At 65.0% G+C, this 17,880-nt stretch carries 14 protein-coding genes; 10 read left to right on the forward strand and 4 right to left on the reverse strand.

What is annotated here, in order from left to right; translation table 11 throughout:
* Positions 1-47 precede the first annotated feature (47 nt).
* The 3 genes from AC5JCN_RS02060 to AC5JCN_RS02070 are packed head-to-tail and all read left to right on the forward strand — an operon-like array spanning position 48 to position 4,862.
* Entirely contained in the window at positions 48-1,994 is a 1,947-nt protein-coding gene (locus tag AC5JCN_RS02060) for a PrkA family serine protein kinase (protein WP_495753338.1), read from the forward strand.
* A 19-nt stretch (positions 1,995-2,013) separates the two neighbouring features.
* A complete protein-coding gene (locus tag AC5JCN_RS02065; RefSeq protein WP_495753339.1) occupies positions 2,014-3,318 on the forward strand; it encodes a YeaH/YhbH family protein in 1,305 nt (434 codons plus the stop codon).
* Positions 3,318-4,862 (forward strand): SpoVR family protein, encoded by a 1,545-nt coding sequence (locus tag AC5JCN_RS02070; RefSeq protein ID WP_495753340.1) that lies wholly within the window; start codon positions 3,318-3,320, stop codon positions 4,860-4,862. The genes AC5JCN_RS02065 and AC5JCN_RS02070 overlap by 1 nt, the downstream gene beginning before the upstream one ends.
* A 25-nt stretch (positions 4,863-4,887) precedes the next feature.
* On the opposite strand, the gene AC5JCN_RS02075 is transcribed toward AC5JCN_RS02070, so the two are convergent.
* Positions 4,888-5,703 carry a GNAT family N-acetyltransferase gene (locus tag AC5JCN_RS02075; RefSeq protein WP_495753341.1) on the reverse strand — a complete coding sequence of 272 codons (816 nt, stop codon included), beginning with the start codon at positions 5,701-5,703 and terminating at the stop codon, positions 4,888-4,890.
* Between the two features lie 595 nt (positions 5,704-6,298).
* Here AC5JCN_RS02075 and AC5JCN_RS02080 point away from each other — a divergent pair.
* The 4 genes from AC5JCN_RS02080 (at position 6,299) to rfbA (ending at position 9,863) form a co-directional block, all read left to right on the forward strand.
* Positions 6,299-6,769 (forward strand): hypothetical protein, encoded by a 471-nt coding sequence (locus AC5JCN_RS02080; protein WP_495753342.1) that lies wholly within the window; start codon positions 6,299-6,301, stop codon positions 6,767-6,769.
* 246 nt (positions 6,770-7,015) lie between these two features.
* The gene (gene rfbB, locus AC5JCN_RS02085) at positions 7,016-8,095 is read left to right on the forward strand and encodes a dTDP-glucose 4,6-dehydratase (protein WP_495753343.1); all 1,080 of its coding nucleotides are present in this window, start codon (positions 7,016-7,018) and stop codon (positions 8,093-8,095) included.
* On the forward strand, positions 8,092-8,985 hold the full coding sequence (gene rfbD, locus AC5JCN_RS02090) for a dTDP-4-dehydrorhamnose reductase (protein ID WP_495753344.1): 894 nt from the start codon (positions 8,092-8,094) through the stop codon (positions 8,983-8,985). Before rfbB ends, rfbD begins: the two co-directional genes overlap by 4 nt.
* A complete protein-coding gene (rfbA, locus tag AC5JCN_RS02095; protein WP_495753345.1) occupies positions 8,982-9,863 on the forward strand; it encodes a glucose-1-phosphate thymidylyltransferase RfbA in 882 nt (293 codons plus the stop codon). Before rfbD ends, rfbA begins: the two co-directional genes overlap by 4 nt.
* Positions 9,864-10,017: 154 nt before the next feature.
* Here the strand turns inward: rfbA and AC5JCN_RS02100 are convergent, their stop codons facing one another.
* The gene (locus AC5JCN_RS02100) at positions 10,018-11,715 is read right to left on the reverse strand and encodes a phosphoethanolamine transferase (protein ID WP_495753346.1); all 1,698 of its coding nucleotides are present in this window, start codon (positions 11,713-11,715) and stop codon (positions 10,018-10,020) included.
* 233 nt (positions 11,716-11,948) lie between these two features.
* On the opposite strand from AC5JCN_RS02100, the gene AC5JCN_RS02105 reads away from it, so the two are divergent.
* Positions 11,949-12,818 carry a diacylglycerol/lipid kinase family protein gene (locus AC5JCN_RS02105; RefSeq protein ID WP_495753731.1) on the forward strand — a complete coding sequence of 290 codons (870 nt, stop codon included), beginning with the start codon at positions 11,949-11,951 and terminating at the stop codon, positions 12,816-12,818.
* A gap of 12 nt (positions 12,819-12,830) precedes the next feature.
* Here AC5JCN_RS02105 and AC5JCN_RS02110 read toward each other — a convergent pair whose 3' ends face one another.
* Positions 12,831-14,141, reverse strand: coding sequence for a GNAT family N-acetyltransferase (locus tag AC5JCN_RS02110; RefSeq protein ID WP_495753347.1), 1,311 nt, complete (start codon positions 14,139-14,141; stop codon positions 12,831-12,833).
* A 446-nt stretch (positions 14,142-14,587) separates the two neighbouring features.
* On the opposite strand from AC5JCN_RS02110, the gene AC5JCN_RS02115 reads away from it, so the two are divergent.
* On the forward strand, positions 14,588-15,559 hold the full coding sequence (locus tag AC5JCN_RS02115; RefSeq protein WP_495753348.1) for a hypothetical protein: 972 nt from the start codon (positions 14,588-14,590) through the stop codon (positions 15,557-15,559).
* Positions 15,560-15,570: 11 nt separating this feature from the next.
* Here the strand turns inward: AC5JCN_RS02115 and AC5JCN_RS02120 are convergent, their stop codons facing one another.
* The gene (locus AC5JCN_RS02120; RefSeq protein WP_495753349.1) at positions 15,571-16,518 is read right to left on the reverse strand and encodes a hypothetical protein; all 948 of its coding nucleotides are present in this window, start codon (positions 16,516-16,518) and stop codon (positions 15,571-15,573) included.
* A gap of 274 nt (positions 16,519-16,792) precedes the next feature.
* On the opposite strand from AC5JCN_RS02120, the gene AC5JCN_RS02125 reads away from it, so the two are divergent.
* Positions 16,793-17,779: a GNAT family N-acetyltransferase gene (locus AC5JCN_RS02125; protein ID WP_495753350.1), complete on the forward strand. Its 987-nt coding sequence runs from the start codon at positions 16,793-16,795 to the stop codon at positions 17,777-17,779.
* Positions 17,780-17,880: the final 101 nt, after the last annotated feature.

Raw genomic sequence — 17,880 nt, forward strand, 5'->3', positions numbered from 1 at the left:
CAACCCACGTGTTATCGATTGGCCCATGCAAGCGCGGGAAGGTGGACATGTTCCCCGAGAATGAAATCTTCGCCAGCTTCGCCAAAAAGTACGAAGCGCGCCGCGAAGTCGAGATGTCGCTGTCCGACTATCTTGAAGGCTGCCGCGACGACCCGATGATGTTCGCGAGTGCGCCCGAGCGCATCCTGGCTGCTATCGGTGAGCCGCAACTCGTCGATACGGCCAAAGACGCCCGGTTCGGCCGCATCTTCATGAACCGGACCATCCGAACCTATCCTGCCTTCGCTGAATTCTACGGCATGGAAGAGACGATCGAGCGGATCGTCAGCTTCTTCCGGCACGCGGCGCAGGGACTGGAGGAGCGCAAGCAGATCCTCTACCTGCTCGGTCCGGTTGGCGGCGGCAAGTCGTCGCTGGCCGAGCGGCTGAAGGCGCTGATGGAAGCGCATCCGATCTACGTCCTGAAGGCCGGCAACGAGATCAGCCCGATCTTCGAGAGTCCGCTCGGCCTGTTCGATCCGGAGTCGATGGGCTCGGCTCTGGAGGAGCGCTACGGCATCCCCCGCCGGCGCCTGACCGGCCTGATGAGCCCGTGGTGCCTGAAGCGGCTCGACGAGTTCGACGGCGACATCTCGCGCTTCCGCGTCGTCAAGGTGAACCCGTCGCGCCTGCGGCAAATCGGCATTTCGAAGACCGAGCCGGGGGACGAGAACAACCAGGACATCTCGTCGCTGGTCGGCAAGGTCGACATCCGCAAGCTGGAGACGCTGTCGCAGAACGATCCGGATGCCTACTCCTATTCCGGCGGCCTGAACCGGTCGAACCAGGGCATCCTCGAGTTCGTCGAGATGTTCAAGGCGCCCATCAAGATGCTGCACCCCCTGCTGACGGCGACGCAGGAGGGCAACTACGTCGGCACCGAGAACATCGGTGCGATCCCGTTCCAGGGGATCGTGATGGCGCACTCCAACGAGGCGGAGTGGCAGAGCTTCAAGACCAACAAGAACAACGAGGCGTTCATCGACCGCATCTACGTCATCAAGGTGCCTTACTGCCTGCGTGTGACGGAAGAGCAGAAGATCTACGACAAGCTCATTCGCGGCTCGGAGCTGGCCGGGGCGTCCTGTGCTCCGGCGACGCTGGAGATGCTGTCGCGCTTCGCGGTGCTGTCCCGCCTGCGCGAGCACGCCAATTCCAACATCTTCTCCAAGATGCGGGTCTATGACGGCGAGAGCCTGCGCGAGGTGGATCCGAGGGCCCGCAGCCTGCAGGAATACAAGGAAGCCGGCGGCGTCGACGAGGGCATGGATGGCGTCTCCACCCGCTTCGCCTTCAAGGTGATGGCGGCGACCTTCAACCACGACACGACCGAGATCGCAGCCGACCCCGTGCATCTCATGTATGTGCTCGAGCAAACCGTGCGCCGCGAGCAGCTGCCGGAGAACACGGAGAAGCGCTACCTCGAGTTCATCAAGTCGGAGCTGGCGCCGCGCTACGCTGAGTTCATCGGCCACGAGATCCAGAAGGCTTATCTGGAGAGCTACCACGACTACGGGCAGAACCTGTTCGACCGCTACGTCGACTACGCCGACGCGTGGATTGAGGACCAGGACTTCAAGGATCCCGACACGGGGCAGCTGCTCAATCGCGAACTCCTGAACCAGGAGCTCACGAAGATCGAGAAGCCGGCCGGCATCGCGAACCCGAAGGACTTCCGCAACGAGGTGGTCAAGTTCGCGCTGCGATCCCGAGCCAGCCACGGCGGCAAGAACCCGTCCTGGACCAGCTACGAGAAAATCCGCGACGTGATCGAGAAGCGGATGTTCAGCCAGGTCGAGGAGCTGCTGCCGGTCATCAGCTTCGGATCGAAGAAAGACTCCGACAGCGAAAAGAAGCATACTGAATTCGTGAACCGCATGATGAACCGCGGCTACACGGAGCGTCAGGTTCGGCGCCTTGTGGAGTGGTACATGCGCGTGAAACAGGCCGGATGAGGTCGGGCGGGCGCATGCGATGTACATCGTAGACCGACGTCTGAACCCCGGGGGCAAGAGCCTCGGGAACAGGCAGCGCTTTCTGCGGAGAGCGCAATCCCTCGTACGGCGTGCCGTTCGCGACAACTCCAAGGAGCGGGGTATCCGCGACATGGACCAGGGCGGGGAGATTTCCATCCCCGCCGACGGCGTGCGCGAGCCTACGCTGCGGCGCGGGCGTGGCGGCGGCATGCGGGACGTCGTTCTCCCCGGCAACACGGATTTCCTCGAAGGAGACACGATCCCTCGGCCGCCTTCCGGAGGCGGGGGGCGTGGTTCGGAAGGCTCGCCGGACGGCGAAGGCGAGGACGATTTCCGCTTCGCGCTGTCGCAGGACGAGTTCCTGGACCTCTTCCTGGAAGACTTGGAGCTTCCCGATCTTGCCAAGCAGCGGGTGGAGGGCATCACCTCGCCCGTCTGGCGGCGCGCGGGCTACTCCGTCTCCGGATCCCCCGCCAACCTCGCTTTGCCCCGCACCATGCGCAACAGCCTGTCGCGCCGCATCGCGTTGAAGCGGCCGAAGACCGCTGACATGGTCGAGCTCGAGGCGGAGATCGAGCGGCTGGAGGCCGAGGGCGCGGACGCTGACCATCTGGCCGCGCTCAAGGCCGACCTCGCTCTGCGCGACCAGCGGCGCCGGCGCATCCCGTTCATCGATCCCATCGATTTGCGCTATCGCCAGTACCAGCCGCATCCGCGACCCGTCGCGCAGGCGGTCATGTTCTGCCTCATGGACGTGTCGGGCTCGATGACCGAGCCAATGAAGGACCTCGCCAAGCGTTTCTTCGCGCTGCTCTACATTTTCCTGCGCAAGCGCTACCGAAACGTCGAGGTGGTCTTCATCCGCCACACGCATGTGGCGCAGGAGGTGGACGAGGACTCCTTCTTCCATTCCACCGAGACGGGCGGGACGGTGGTCTCGACCGCACTGGAGGAGATGGACCGTGTCCTGAAGGAGCGCTTCAGCCCCGAGGACTGGAACATCTACGCCGCACAGGCGTCTGACGGCGACAATGCGCCCAACGACAATGACCGCACGGCCGCGCTGCTGACCCAGGCGATCCTGCCGCTGTGCCAGTATTACGCGTATCTGGAGGTGGGGCCGGAGGACGAGCCCTCGTCGCTCGGCCTCGGCATGCGCCCGAGCGATCTCTGGCGCACCTACGAAGCGTTGAAGGACGACTGGCCGAGCTTTGCCATGCGCAAGGTTCGCCATCGCCGCGATATCTTTCCCGTGTTCCGGGAGCTGTTCCAGAAGCGTGACGGCGCTAAGGCGGGGGCCTGATGTCGGCAGTCTTGTCCAGCGATCTCCTCTTCGAAGGCTCAGACTGGGACTTTACCACGCTGCGCCGCATCTACCAGGCCGTGGAGGAGATCGGCACCAGGGACCTGGGCCTCGATGTCTACGCCAACCAGATCGAGATCATCACCGCCGAGCAGATGCTGGATGCCTATGCGTCGTCCGGCATGCCGCTCTTCTACAAGCACTGGTCCTTCGGCAAGCACTTCGCCCAGCACGAGCAGGTCTACCGCAAGGGGTGGAGCGATCTCGCCTACGAGATCGTCATCAATTCCAACCCGTGCATCACCTACATCATGGAGGAGAATACCGCCACGATGCAGGCGCTGGTGATCGCGCACGCCGCAATCGGGCACAACCATTTCTTCAAGTCGAACTACCTGTTCCGGCAGTGGACCGACGCTGACGGCATCCTCGACTATCTGGAGTTCGCCAAGGCCTACGTCTCCTCCTGCGAGGAGCGCTACGGGCATGCCGCTGTGGAAAGGCTGCTCGATGCCGCGCACGCACTGATGAACCAGTCGGTGCACCGCTACCCGCGCCGCGGCAAGCCCGACCTGCGCACCGAGGAGCGCCGTGAGAGGGAGCGGCGCGAGCACGACGAGCAGATGTTCAACGACCTCTGGCGCACCGTGCCGCAGCGCAAGCGCGAGAGTGCCGGCTCGCCCAGCGAGGAGCGGCGCCGGGCGCTGCTCCAGCTGCCGCAGGAGAATCTGCTCTACTTCATGGAGAAGACGGCGCCCCGCCTGCAGCCATGGCAGCGCGAGATCCTGCGGATCGTCCGCCACGTGGCGCAGTACTTCTATCCGCAGCGCCAGACCAAGGTGATGAACGAGGGCTGCGCCACCTTCGTGCACCACAAGATCATGAACCGGCTGCACGAGGCCGGGCGGATCGGCGACGGCCACTACCTCGAATTTCTTCACTCGCACACCAACGTGACGTTCCAGCCGCGCCACGACGATCGCCGCTACAACGGGATCAACCCCTACGCGCTGGGCTTCGCGATGATGCAGGACATCGAGCGGATCGCGACCGATCCCACAGCCGAGGACCGCGACTGGTTCCCCGATATCGCCGGTGTGGGCGATCCCATGGGCGTCCTCCGCGATGTCTGGGCCAATTACCGCGACGAGAGCTTCATCCTGCAGTTTCTCAGTCCGCGCCTGATCCGCGAGTGGCGGATGTTCCACATCGTCGACGACGACACGCAGCCGGAGGTGCGGGTCGACGCCATCCATGACGAGCGCGGGTACCGGCGGCTCCGCCGCGCCCTGGCACGCCACTACGACGTGGCCTGGACGGACGCCGACATCCAGGTCGTGGACGTCGACCTCGCGGGTGACCGCCGCCTCGTGGTTCACCACAACGTCGTCAACCGCGTGCTGCTCGACGAAATCGACGCCGGGCGGGTGATGCAGCATCTCGCGGATTTGTGGGGCTATGACGTCCTGTTGAAAGAGGTCGATCCACAGACCGGTGTGGTGCTCAAGGAGCACAAGGCGACGGCCCATCCAGCGGTGGGGTGACCTCTCCGCCTCCGGCAGGCGTGGTTCAGTCGGTCGACACGGTAGGCGCCGACGCGGGCGCGGATCCCGGCAGCAGCCTCTTCACGGCCCGTTTTCCGGCCCTGGCCGACTCGCGGGCGAAAATGAGCGCGTCGTGTCCAGCCCTCCATGAGTAGCCACGCAGGCTTGGCCTCAGCGCTACTCCCTCCAGCAGGGGCACCACGTCGTTGGCGATCCTGTCCTTGTAGGTCTGCGCGCCCTTGCCGAGGTCGATCCAGCGGATGCCCATGCCGGGCGCAGCCTTGATCATCTCGAGAAGCAGGATCGCACCCGGCGAGTATTTTGAAAGCCCGGGTGCGTAGGTCGGGAACCACCAGTGCCACGTCAGGCTGGAACGCATTCCGAAGTGGACGGCGGCAATGCTGTCTCCGGCGTAGAGCACTGTGAGTGCACCGGCGAAGCCGGGCTGCCTTGTCCGCCAGATGGTCGACAGCGTCGCGCTCACCCAACGTTGTGACATCAGGTCGGGCAGTCCGGTCCGGATGTACTGCTCCGACTTCCACCGGCGCATCACTGCCCATGCAGCCTCATCGTCAGAGAGGGTGCACAACCGCAAGGGCCCGACCTCCCTGGCCAGTGCCCGGGCCTTTCGTTCCGTCGTCGAGATCATCGATTTCGACGTCGTCTGCTGGACGAAGCCGGCCCAGTCGGTTCCCACGTCGATACGCGGCGACGTCCCGTTGCGCGTTGCTGCCGCCGCGAAGGTCGGGTCGGTCGCGGGCAGGTGATCGAAGCGCCAACCCGTCAACCCGCACGCCCGCAGGACACCACTAGGGTCGAGCGCAACGCCTGGCCTGCTCACGATGCCGTGGTAATCCGACAGCGGGCCGCCAACCGGACGGCCTATGCCAAGATGATCTGGCTCGAACGGAAGACATGCCAGGACGGTCTCGCCGGACATCGCGACAGCGACGCTAATCTTTCCTGGACGGCTGTTGCCGACCGCAAGCGTGAAGCTCGGGTGAAAATACGGGCTCGTGTAATTCTCGTCAGCACCGACGATGTCGGCCCACTGGGAGATCACTTGTGCGGGAAGGTCTTGGGGCGAAGAGACGGCCCAGGACACATGGCGGGGGGTCGAACCCAAATCGCAGTCTCTCTGTCGCAGTCTCTCTCGGACGTCTCAGCAGCCTGTTTAGCGACCCGGTGAGGCCGGGCAAGCTTTAAGCTTTAGCCCCGGACAGTGCCGGGCCTTATTCCAAGCTCACGCGGGAAGGGCGCGGCTGTCGGCGCAGATGCCGGTTTCGGACGGTTTCGCTCAGACGCTCACGTCTGCGTGCACGCCAACCTCCTGTCCCATTGCAGGTGCAGGATCGAATTTCCCGCCCGAGAGTTAATGTTTCTATAGGGCGGTTGAAGGCCAACAGTGCCCAGCCTCGCTGCACAGGAGAGGTCCCATGGAATACAAGAGCTTCGATTCGTTGCTCGACGTGGCCGACGTCCACGGCGAAACCCGTCCCGCGTTGAGCAGGGCGGAGCGCCTGGAACGCTGGGCTGAGCTGCTCGAGCGGGATCCCGCGAGGCGGCTGCGGTCCCTGGGCGAGATAGAGTCGCGTACCCCGGCCGAGCGGCTTCTGATGCGCTCGCCGGATTCGCCCCTGACGATCGCCTTCGAGGATCCGGTGCTGCGCAGCGCAGGTCTCTCCAGCGATCGCCTCGGCGATGGCATGAGCTTCTTCGAAATTTCGGAGGATGATGCCCATCGGCTGATGTGCTCGTGCCTGAATGGCTGGAGCATGTCGGCAGGGAAGGTGGCGCGCGGCGTACGGCGAATTGCCAATCCGCGGTCGCACATGAGCATGATGGCGTTCGTCGGGGCAGGAGCCGCGGTTCTCGCAGCGCCTGTCCTCGCGCTTTTCTTCGGCTGATTCGGGCTTAACTGCCTGCGAACACTGGAGCGAGCCCGTGCACCGGCAAACCGGTGCGCGAGGCTCGCCGTCGTGCATGCCGGTGTGCTAGCCTCGTCGGACATGACTGGAATAGTACCGTTCATTTTAGCGGAAGTTTTGGACGCGGGTTTCAGCGTCGGGTAGGGCGTTTTTCCTAACCTGCTGTTCCCAGGTGCCGGGAGCGGGTCGTTCGCTGACCGCCCGGTTATCGACGAGAGGTTGTTCATGACGGTCCAGATCCCGCAGGCCAAGCGCTACCTCGTGACCGGAGGGGCCGGCTTCATCGGATCTGCCGTGGTACGGCAGCTCGTCCGGGAGACGCCGCACCACGTGCTGGTGCTGGACAAGCTCACCTACGCCGGCAACCTCGACTCGCTCGCGCCGGTCTCCAACGATCCGCGCTATTCCTTTCTGCAGGCCGATATCGCGGATGCGCCCGCAGTCCGGCAGGCCATCGCCGGGTTCCGTCCCGACGTGGTGATGCACCTTGCCGCCGAGAGCCATGTGGATCGCTCCATCGACGGACCCGGCGAGTTCATCCAGACCAATGTCGTCGGCACCTTTTCCCTGCTGAACGCCGTGCTGGAGCACTGGCGCGGGCTGGACGAGCCGGCAAGGCGCGCTTTCCGCTTCCACCACATCTCGACGGACGAGGTGTTCGGTTCGCTGGGAGAGGCGGGGTTCTTCACGGAAGAGACGCCCTACCAGCCGAACTCGCCCTATTCGGCGTCAAAGGCGGCCTCGGATCACCTCGTCAGGGCGTGGCACCACACCTATGGGCTGCCGACTGTCACCAGCAACTGCTCGAACAATTACGGGCCGTATCATTTTCCCGAGAAGCTCATCCCGCTGATCATCCTGAACGCGCTCGAAGGCAAGCCGCTTCCGGTCTACGGCAAGGGCGACAATGTCCGCGACTGGCTGTTCGTGGATGACCACGCACGCGCGCTGCGGCTGATCGCCGAGACGGGCGTGCCGGGCGAGACCTACAATGTCGGCGGCAATGCCGAGCGGCAGAACATCGAGGTCGTCGAGGCCGTCTGCGGGCTGATGGACGAGCTCGCTCCGGATGCCGCCATCGGCTCCCGGCGCAATCTCATCCGCTTCGTCGCGGACCGCCCGGGCCACGACAAGCGCTACGCCATCGACGCGTCCAAGATCCGGCGGGAACTCGGCTGGGAGCCTCGCGAGACCTTCGAGAGCGGTCTCGCCGCAACCGTCCGGTGGTATCTCGACAATCGCGCCTGGTGGGAGCGGATCCGCACGGGCGTCTACCGTGGCGAGCGGCTCGGGGTCGTGGCGTGATCACTCTGTTCGGGGCGGGCGGCCAGCTCGGCCAGGAGCTTGCCGACGCAGCCAGCCGGGCGGGCGTTGCAATGGTTCCGGTGACGCGGGCGCAGGCCGACATCGCCGATGCATCAGCGGTTCGCGCGGCCCTCGCTGCCGCACCCGGAGCCGTGGTGGTCAACGCGGCCGCCTACACGAAGGTCGACGCAGCGGAAAGCGAGCCGGACGAAGCGCGGCGCGGCAATGTGGAAGGCCCGCGCGTGCTCGCACAGGAAGCCGCTCGCGCCGGAATGCCGCTCGTGCACATCTCGACGGACTACGTCTTCGACGGCACCAAGCCACGTGCCTATGTCGAGACCGACCCCGTCTCTCCGCTCGGCGTCTACGGGCGCACCAAGGCGGAAGGGGAGGAGGCGGTGCGGGCGGAAAACCCGCGCCACCTGATCCTGCGGACGTCCTGGGTCTATGGCCGCTTCGGCCGCAATATCCTGAAGACGGTGCTCCGGCTGGCGGCTGAGCGGGACGAGCTCCGTTTCGTGGCCGATCAGCGGGGATGCCCGACCTGCACACGTGATCTCGCGGAAGCCATTCTCGCCGTTGCACCCATGCTGTCGGGCGGCGGGGCTGAATGGGGCACCTACCATCTGGCTGGCACCGGCGCCACGACGTGGCACGGTTTCGTCGACCATGCGGTGGCCGAGCAGGCCCGCTTCACCGGGCGGCGCCCGGCAGTGACGCCGATCACCACGGCCGAATACCCGACACCGGCCCGCCGGCCGGCCAATTCCGAACTGGACTCCGGAGCCTTTGCAGCCGCCTTCGGCTGGCGGGCTCCATCCTGGCGCGAGCGCGTGGCAGAGACCGTGGCCGCGCTCGCACACCCCATTCCCGAGGCGAGGGCGTCATGAGCGGCGAGCGGAGAGGCATTATTCTGGCGGGAGGATCGGGCACGCGCCTGCATCCGCTGACGCTGGTCACGTCGAAGCAGCTGCTGCCCGTCTTCGACAAGCCGATGATCTACTACCCCCTGACGACGCTGATGCTGGCGGGCGTCCGCGAGGTGCTGATCATCACGACGCCGCACGACCAGGCGAATTTTCGGACGCTGCTGGGCGACGGCAGCCAATGGGGCATTTCCATCGAGTATGCCGTGCAGCCCAGCCCGGACGGACTGGCGCAGGCCTTCGTCATCGGTGAGAGCTTCGTGAAGGGGCGGCCGAGCTGCCTGGTGCTCGGCGACAATCTGATCTACGGCCACGGCCTCACCGACGCGCTCGCACATGCGGGCAAGCGTAAGGAGGGGGCCAGCGTCTTTGCCTACCGCGTCGAGGACCCCGAGCGCTACGGCGTGGTCGCCTTCGACGCGCAGGGCAGGGCGATGTCGATCGAGGAGAAGCCCGCCAAGCCGAAATCCTCCTGGGCCGTGATCGGCCTCTACTTCTACGACGAGGAGGTCTCCGAGATCGCGCGCTCGCTGCGGCCCTCTCCGCGCGGCGAGTACGAGATCACCGACCTCAACGGCGTGTATCTCGAGCGTGGCAAGCTCAGCGTCGAACAGCTCGGCCGTGGCTATGCGTGGTTCGACACGGGCACGCACGAGGCGCTTCTGGAAGCCGGCGAGTTCGTGCGCGTGCTTCAGGCCCGGCAGGGCCAGCTCATTGCCTCCCCGGAGGAGATCGCGTTCCGGCAGGGCTGGATGAGCCGGGACGACTTGGCACGCGCCGGCGAACGGCTTGGCAAGACGAAATACGGCAAGGCGCTGGTGCAGATCGCCACGGACGGGTGAACCGGGCGGCACCGCCGCCTGCGCATGGGCGATGCAACGACCTGCTTGTCCGAGCACGCGCAACGAAAAGCCCGGAGCCGCGCTTCTGCGCAACGGTAGGCCGCGCCCGCAAGTTTCTGGCCGATCGGACCGTAGCGGGGCGGGGCACCAGGCCCTAGCGAAGGCTTGCTTCCCGCCTTTGCCTGGCCAGCCACTCGTCCCAGTTCTTGAAAGTCCCGTCCTTCGGAAACATGCGGGGTGGCGGATCCAGGCGCGGGCTGACCAAGCTGAGCTCGCCGATGTCCATGGTCGGGATCTGGATGCCGGCGATGTCGGCGAGCGTGCTGAAGACGATCCTCGTGTTGAGCGGCAGGCCGGCGTTCTCGCGGGCCGCGGCGATCTTGTCCGGCTCCGCCGTGGCGAACTCCTCGGATGTCCAGAGAAGGGCGGGGATCGGCATGTCATACTCGTTGTTGAGGAAATGGCCGAAGAGGTTGCGGTCGTCGTCGTAGAGGTTCTCACCGTGATCTGACACATACATGAGCGCGTTGCGGCCGCCGAAGTCCTGGAGCGCGCCGACCAGGCGGGCCAGGAACTGGTCGGTGTACTCGACGCTGTTGTCGTACTCCGCGTTGATCCTCTGCTTGCGGTCACCCTCGGCCTTGAACGGCGCGGTCTGAGCAGGATAGCGGTCGGCGAAGACGAAGTGGCTGCCCTGCGTATGCAGCACGATGAACAGCTTCGCGTCCGGCACCTCTGCCTCCTCGAGAATGTCCCTGACCTCTTCGACGAGCACGCCGTCGTGCCGGCGCTCCAGGAACCGGCTGACGTCGGCTTCCGCCGAGTACCGGTTGATGGCGCCCGTCCATTGGTCGCGCTGCTGGGTCGAGAGCCAGAACGTGCGGAACCCGGCTTCCTCGAATGCCGAGATGATGGACTTCTCGTCCATGCGCTCCTGCGGCTTGTCGATTGACCGACGGGTGAGCATCAATGGGACCGACACCTGCGTCAGGGCCTGCTGCGTCACCATGTTGGTGAGCGCGATCACCCCCGGCATGCTCTGCATACGCGGCGTCGTCGGCTTCGAGTAGCCGAACAGGCTCCAGCGGTCGCGCCGTGAGCTCTCGCCGACGACCAGGACGACGACCTCGCGTCCCGGCCTGGCACCCGGACGTGTCGCGTCGAAGCGGAAGCTGGCGGAGCGTTTTTGATGATCGAGCGCGTCGTCATAGACGACCTTCGCGACGTAGGACTGGGGAATGACGCCGAACGGGCTGCCCCGGTCGTGTGAAACGACGTTCATCCATGCAACGCCGACGTCGCGGAACATGCCATAGCCGTGGGCGGTCACACCGGTATAGACGAGAAGGGCACCAAGCACTCCCACGAGGCTCGGGCGCCACGTCGCCACCCTGAGCCTGCGCATGCCCCAGAGCAGCAGCACGAATGCGACCAGCAGCGCGGCCACCGCGGCGAATTCCATCATGCCCTGGGTGCGGGCGAAGTCTGCGGTATGGTGCAGGTTCTCGAGGAAGATCCCGATCGTGCTCGATGTGAGCCGCATGTCGTAGGTCGAGATCAGGTAGAGCTCGGCAACGACGACGCAGTAGAACGGGAAGAGCAGAAGATGGCTCACCCACAGCCGCGCAAACAGGCCCTGGACCGCGAGGAGCAGGAACACCGACGCTGGGAGCGCAAAGAGCGCAAGCTTGTCGATCCCGCGCCCGCTCTCCGCCGAGAGAAAGATGTCGAAGATCACGATCGGCGAGATCAGGAACAGGTTGGCCACGATCGCGAGCCGGTACTCCCACGCGAGCTGCCCGGCGCGCCGAGCGAATCCTGCGAGAGCTCCGGTCCCAGATCCTGCCAGCATCGTGGTCTCTCGCTTGCGGCTGCGCCGTGGCCCGGCTGCTTGCAGCGGAGGGCGGCTACCCGGCGAAAAGCCGGTCAAGAATCCTGGCGTTTACTGGTAACACAATTGACATACACAGTGCCATGCAAGCGTCAAAAAATTCCATAGAGCTCTGTTTTGACTTACAATTGCAGATTTTTCGGAGATGATGCGCGGCCTGCCGTGGAGCTCCTCCCATTAAACGCATCATCGTCCTGACCAACCCCAAAGCCGGCCGCGTAACGCCTCCTGTTCTCAGTCAAGCGGTGCGCATGCTGGCCGATGCCGGCATCGCTGTATCCGTCCACGAGGCGTGCAGCGTCGAGGAGATGCGCCTGCGTGCCCGGGATGCAGCGCAGGACTCCGCAGTGCAACTGATCGTTGCAGCAGGCGGCGATGGGACCGTCCGCGACGTGGCCGAGGGTATGATCCGGGCCGGGGCCGGGCAGCGCCCCGCCTTGGGCATTCTTCCGCTCGGTACCACCAATGTGTTGGCGCGCGAACTCGCGATCCCGTTCGACGTCGACGGCGCAGTGCGAGTCCTGCGGGAGGGAAGGGAAAGCGACCTATACCTTGGCACGGCCAATGGCGCCGTGTTCACGACAATGGCGGGCGTGGGATTCGACGCCGCTGTCGTCGACGCCGTCGATCACCGCCTCAAGCGCTTGATCGGCCGTGGCGCCTATGCAGCTTCCGCTGCGCGCGTCCTCATGAGGCTCGAACCTCGCCGCTATGAGGTCAGCATCCCCGGCAAAGGCGTGTACAGCGCGGCGTCGGTCGTTGTGGCCAAGTCGCTCTACTATGGCGGATCGTTCTCTTGCGCTCCGAAGGCGCGTGTCGAGCTTCCCGAACTGCACTTCTGCCTGTTCCACACGCCGGGAAGGCTGAATGCGCTGCGCTACGCACTCGCGCTCGGCACTGGCCGGCTGGAGGGCATGGAGGGTTACGAGATCGTTACGGCCCGCGCCGGCGTCATCGCCGGGACGCCGGGCGAGCCGGTGCAGGCTGACGGCGACATCGTCACAACCCTGCCGCTCGAACTCGGCGTGACCGAGCGTCCGCTCAGGGTCTTGCGCCCGGCCTGACGGCCAGGCCGGTCAGGCTGAGGGCCGCATGGGCTCGCCGGAGGTGGCGACGGCCGGGCGCTCGAACTCCCAGCGGGTCACGGGTTCGCCGGTCTCCGGATCCTTGCCGTCGCGCAGCCTGACACCCAGGGCCGCCAGTTCGTCCCGGATCCTGTCCGAGCCCGCGAAATCCTTCGACCTCCGGGCCTCCAGACGCGCGGCGATCCTGGCCTCGATTTCCGTCGTCAGATCAGAGGTGGGGGACGCAGGACCAGTTTCAGGGGCGGGGTGCGAGCCGTTCAGAACTTGGGTTCCGTTTGTCGGCTGCTTTTGTGCAGCTTCGGCCCGGGCGACGGCGCCATTCGCCTCGACGGCCCCGATGTCCGGCGTCTGCTCGACGGGCGGCTTGCGTCCGATCAGCCGCTTGCACGTGCGTGCCGCATTTTGAAGCACAGGCGCCTTCGACAGGAGTGCCTTCGCACCATTCCTCGCGCCCCTGATGACGGCGTCAGGAAGAGGCCGCGGCCCCACTGGCCGCAGCACGCGGGCATGGGTTGCGTAGCCGATCTTGTATGGATCCGGGCCGATCGAGAAGTCGAACTCGCGGTGGCCGACGGAGTGGCTGTACTCGAGCAGGGACAGAAGAAGCTGGTGACCGATGGAGAACTTGCGGAGTTCCGGATCCGGCGAGTAGGTGAACAGCCACCCGGACATGCGGCCATCGCAGACGGCTCCCAGGAAGACGGCGATCAGGCGCCCCTCGCAGCGCAAGGTTGACGAAATCAGCGCGCCGCGGGCCGCCATCGCATCGAAGAACGCGACGTTCTTGGGCGTCGCGAACCAGTCCGGCAGTCCGGTCTGCTTCAGCTGCTGCGACTTCCATTGCCGTGCGAGCGGCAACACGTCATCACCCTTGTCGATGTATGTGAACTGCACCGGCCCGTGGGCCTGGATAAACTTTCGCCTGCGCCGCTCATACTCCTTGATGTGCGGCCGCTGCCGGATGAGCTGAAGGTAATCGTCGAAGGTCTTGAAGCGCGTCCAGTCGATGAACGGCGCGATCGTCACGGTGTCCGAGGCGACACCGTCATACTCCTCGATGGGGATGGTCTCGTGCGCCACCCACGGCGCGAAGAGCCTGCGCTGCTCCGCACCCCTGGTCTCCTGGTCGGACAGGGGCAGGTGGTAGTCCAGGAAATCCGACCGGGCGACGGGCTTGCCGTCCACCTCGAGAACGCGAAGGACCATGCCGCCGACGGCGACATCGCAGATGCGCTTGCGCCCGGTGGGGAAATAGACGTCTCCAAGGATGTCCAGGTATTCGGGGGACGCAAAAAAATTCATCACACGCTCCGGACCCTGGTGTCTCTTCGCCTCGGCCGCACTCATCCCGCTGAACCGGGCTGGTTTCCGCCGTACCACACGCTGCCGGCGCGCCCCGGACCTGAGCCTCGATCCGGGTCTGCGCGCGCGCCATTGATTTTGATTCGCTGGCCACTGTTAACGTTTTCGTTATTATCAAATTTACTCGCGTTGAGCAATGGAGCGTCGGCGCACGTCTTGTTGAACATGCTTAATTGTACGCCGCTGGACCTCGTGAAGGGCCATGCAGGCCTTGAACTTCGAAAGTGATTTCAATTTACTTTGAAGTGAACCCATTGGCGTATGACCCATGGAAATTGGCTGGTTTCGTGGTATCCGTCGGGCGAGAGACCTTAACGGTGGCTACGCTATGCACCGCCGCCGGCCCAGGGAAGTCGCATGTCTCGGATCGATTGGAGTATGTCGCCTTGACTCAATCTGAAACGTACCGCGTCGGCGATTGGGCCGAAGTGCGACCGCTCGACGAGATCATCGCGACGCTCGACCCTCACGCAAGGCTGGACGCATTGCCCTTCATGCCGGAAATGGCCCGGCTGTGTGGCAAGCGGCTCATGGTGGTGAAGTCGGCGCACAAGACCTGCGACCCCACCGGGTCGACCAATCTGCGCAGGCTCGAACGGACCGTGCATCTCAAGGCCCGCTGCGACGGCTCCGGCCACGACGGGTGCCAGGCGCGCTGCCTCATCTACTGGAAGACCGACTGGCTGAAGAAGGTGGATGGCCCTGGGCCCGACACCCCCGTGGCGCCTCCCACGGAGGAGCAGATGGCCTTCCTCGCGGCACAGACCCGCCGGACCGTGGAGGGAGACGAGACGCCGCGCTACGCCTGCCAGGCCACCGACGTCGTGTTTGCCAGCAAGGAAATCCACCCGCGCGAACTCGGCCAGTATGTCGAGGACATGCGCACCGGCAATGTCGGCCTGTTCAAGTTCGTCTGGTATGTCGGCGACCTCATCCTGTGGTCGCTCTTCTCGCGCTACGCCAAGGCACTCGGATTCTCGAAAAGCGAGGAGAAGCCTGCGAATCCTGCTGCCAAGGCGAAGAAGACCGAGGTGCTGAACCTCGAGGTCGGCGAGTACGTGCAGGTGCGCCCTGCCGCCGAGATCCTCGGCACGCTGGATTCCGAGCGCAAGAACTTCGGCCTGTTCTTCGACCGTGAGATGGAGCAGTTCTGCGGCAAAACCTACCGGGTGACAGGTAAGCTCAAGACCATCATCGACGAGCGCACAGGCAAGATGATCCGGTTCGGCAACCCCGTTATCGTGCTCGACGAACTGCAGTGCGGAGGCCTCGTGCACCGTGGGCGGCTCTTCTGCCCGCGCTCCCCGCTGTGGTTCTGGCGGGAAGGCTGGCTGCGCCGCGCTCCCGCCAAATCCTGAGACGCCCGCCGTCAGCGTCCCAGAATGGCGTGCCGGGCGAGGTGCACGACCAGCTTGGGCCTGCGCTTCACGACCTTGAGCGCATTCGGAATGAAGCCCCGGCCATAAGGAACATAGATCCGCGGCGTGTACCCTGCTCCCGCGGCCCAGGCGAGGGAGGGTTCCTGCGGCATGCTGTAGAGCAGTTCGAGTTCGGCCGGCGTGCCCGCCTCCTTCAGCCGCGCGAGCGCTTTCGCCGCGAGAGGAACGTCGTGGCTCGCCGCCGAGACCGTGACGCGGCTTCCCGCCAGCTTTTCGATCACGGCCATGAAGCCTTCACGCAGGTCGCGTGAGGGGTCGGCGGGATCCGGCCACTCGCCCTTCACGACCCGCACGCCGATGCCGCGGCTCGCTGCCCATTCCGCGTCGCCGGGGCTGCGCGGCCAGCGCCCGGGAATCGTGATGCTGAGGGGAACGCCCGGCGCCACCGTCCGGATATGGTCGAGGAAGCGGATGCTGGGGTCGGCCGTCTCGACGCCGTGGGAGTCGCAGTGGAGCCGCACTCCATGCTCCGCCGCGACAGCTGCAACGTCCTCGGCGAGGGCAGTGCTGTAGCGCAGGGCAGGGGGTTTGATCGACAGGTAGCTGTCGAGCCCGCTATTTGCAAGCGCACGGATGGAATCGAGATAGATGTCCCGGACTTCGGTGGGCTGGTAGTCCGGCGTGTCCCAGAAGCCCAGTGACGTCGTCAGTTTCTGCTCGGCCAGGCGGCGTGCGACGGCGATGGCGTCTTCGATGGACTCGCCACCCACATAGTCGCGGGCCACACGCTGTACCGCCGGCAGCATCCAGCGTGACAGCGAGTGGGAAAGTCCTGCCTTGAGGGCTTTCAGCCCGGTGGGAGCGGCTGCTGCCGGCGCTGCCGTATCAAAGCCCGCTCCGTCGATGCCGCCGGCATGGAGATCGTCTGTCTGGGCCAATCCCTGTCTCCCTGGCGCAATGCGCTGTTTGAAGGCTGAGCCTAGTGACGAAGCTTGTAAAGGGCGTCAAGCCATCGTCCTTCGGCGCGTAATCGTTGCGTCGGGCTCGTTCCGGGCTGCTGTCGTGATCGAAGCGGCTTTTCAGGGCCGAAACCCCCTCGAATGTGCGAGCTGTGGGCCGCCCGCCGGATTCACCACGATTTGTCGTGCGCGGAATTGCTGATTAAATCTATCATGATCTAGGTGTATTGCTGACGCCGAAGCCCACCGCGCCATGGCGCCGTGGGTCTGGACCGTGCGAGACGAGGCCATGCAGCAGTTCGATCCCGAGCACTTCTATTCCGCCGATGCTTTCCTGTCTGTGGTGGCGGACGCCTACTTTCCCTGCCAACGAACCGAAGTGCGCGAGGTGCTGTTCCAGGGCCGCGCCTATCGCCTGCTCCTGGTGGACGACGCGTTTTTCCTCACCGAGCCGCGCTTTTTGGACTACCACGTCCCGCTGCCCACCCTGGCGAAGGCGTTGCCTGACGCGCGGCTCGTTCACCTGCCCAACACAGTGGTGGCAACCGTTCCCGCCGATGACATCGACCCAGCCTTGCGCACCACGATTGCGTGCGCACCCTTCGTGTCCTGGTCCAGGTTTGACAGCTTTGACGCCTACCTCGCTTTCACGCGGGACGGGAACAAGAGCCTGATGAAGGAAACGGAGCGCAGGCACCGCCAGCTGGAGCGCGAGGTGGGAAGCGTCGAGTTCCGTTTCGACGACCCCGACCCGGACGTCCTTCCCTTCGCGGCGAAGTGGAAGGGACAGCAACTCATGGCGTCAGGCGCCACCGACATGTTTGAGGACGAGGGAACCTGGCGCTTCCTTCGCGCCATGCGCGATCGGCCAGAGTTCCTGGCCTCCACGATCCGCATTGACGGAAGGCTCCTCGCGACGTGGCTCGGCTACGTCCACGATGGCGTCCTGTCCGGCTGGGTGTTCACCTTCGACCAGGACCCGGCGCTCAAGAAATATTCGCTCGGCCACAGGCTTCTCCGCGACATGCTGAGGGAGAGCCATGCGCGGGGGCATCGGCGCTTCGACTTCTCCATCGGGGGCGAGACCTACAAGTGGCTCTACGCCACCGATGCTCATCTCCTCGCGGAGTTCGGCCAGGAACGTCTCCGGCAGATCATAGGGCGGCGGCTGAGGACTGGTCTGAAGAAGACCGTCGGCCAACTCGCCAGTCTGGCGCGCCCAGGCGGACGTGCCGCCTAGCCTCGCGCACCTCCGTCGTGACTGTGGTTGATCGCGAAGCAGATCAGCGAAGCCCATGGCCGCCCACGGCCCACGGCTAAGCGCCGGTGCATTGACATACT

The organism is Alsobacter sp., assembly GCF_059501845.1.

Bases quoted from the DNA above. Each gene is read 5' to 3' on its own strand.
- AC5JCN_RS02065 (WP_495753339.1), top strand. From the start codon at position 2,014: ATGTACATCGTAGACCGACGTCTGAACCCCGGGGGCAAGAGCCTCGGG.
- rfbA (WP_495753345.1), top strand. From the start codon at position 8,982: ATGAGCGGCGAGCGGAGAGGCATTATTCTGGCGGGAGGATCGGGCACG.
- rfbB (WP_495753343.1), top strand. From the start codon at position 7,016: ATGACGGTCCAGATCCCGCAGGCCAAGCGCTACCTCGTGACCGGAGGG.
- AC5JCN_RS02110 (WP_495753347.1), bottom strand. From the start codon at position 14,141: ATGAATTTTTTTGCGTCCCCCGAATACCTGGACATCCTTGGAGACGTC.
- AC5JCN_RS02100 (WP_495753346.1), bottom strand. From the start codon at position 11,715: ATGCTGGCAGGATCTGGGACCGGAGCTCTCGCAGGATTCGCTCGGCGC.
- AC5JCN_RS02070 (WP_495753340.1), top strand. From the start codon at position 3,318: ATGTCGGCAGTCTTGTCCAGCGATCTCCTCTTCGAAGGCTCAGACTGG.
- AC5JCN_RS02125 (WP_495753350.1), top strand. From the start codon at position 16,793: ATGGCGCCGTGGGTCTGGACCGTGCGAGACGAGGCCATGCAGCAGTTC.
- AC5JCN_RS02080 (WP_495753342.1), top strand. From the start codon at position 6,299: ATGGAATACAAGAGCTTCGATTCGTTGCTCGACGTGGCCGACGTCCAC.
- AC5JCN_RS02060 (WP_495753338.1), top strand. From the start codon at position 48: ATGTTCCCCGAGAATGAAATCTTCGCCAGCTTCGCCAAAAAGTACGAA.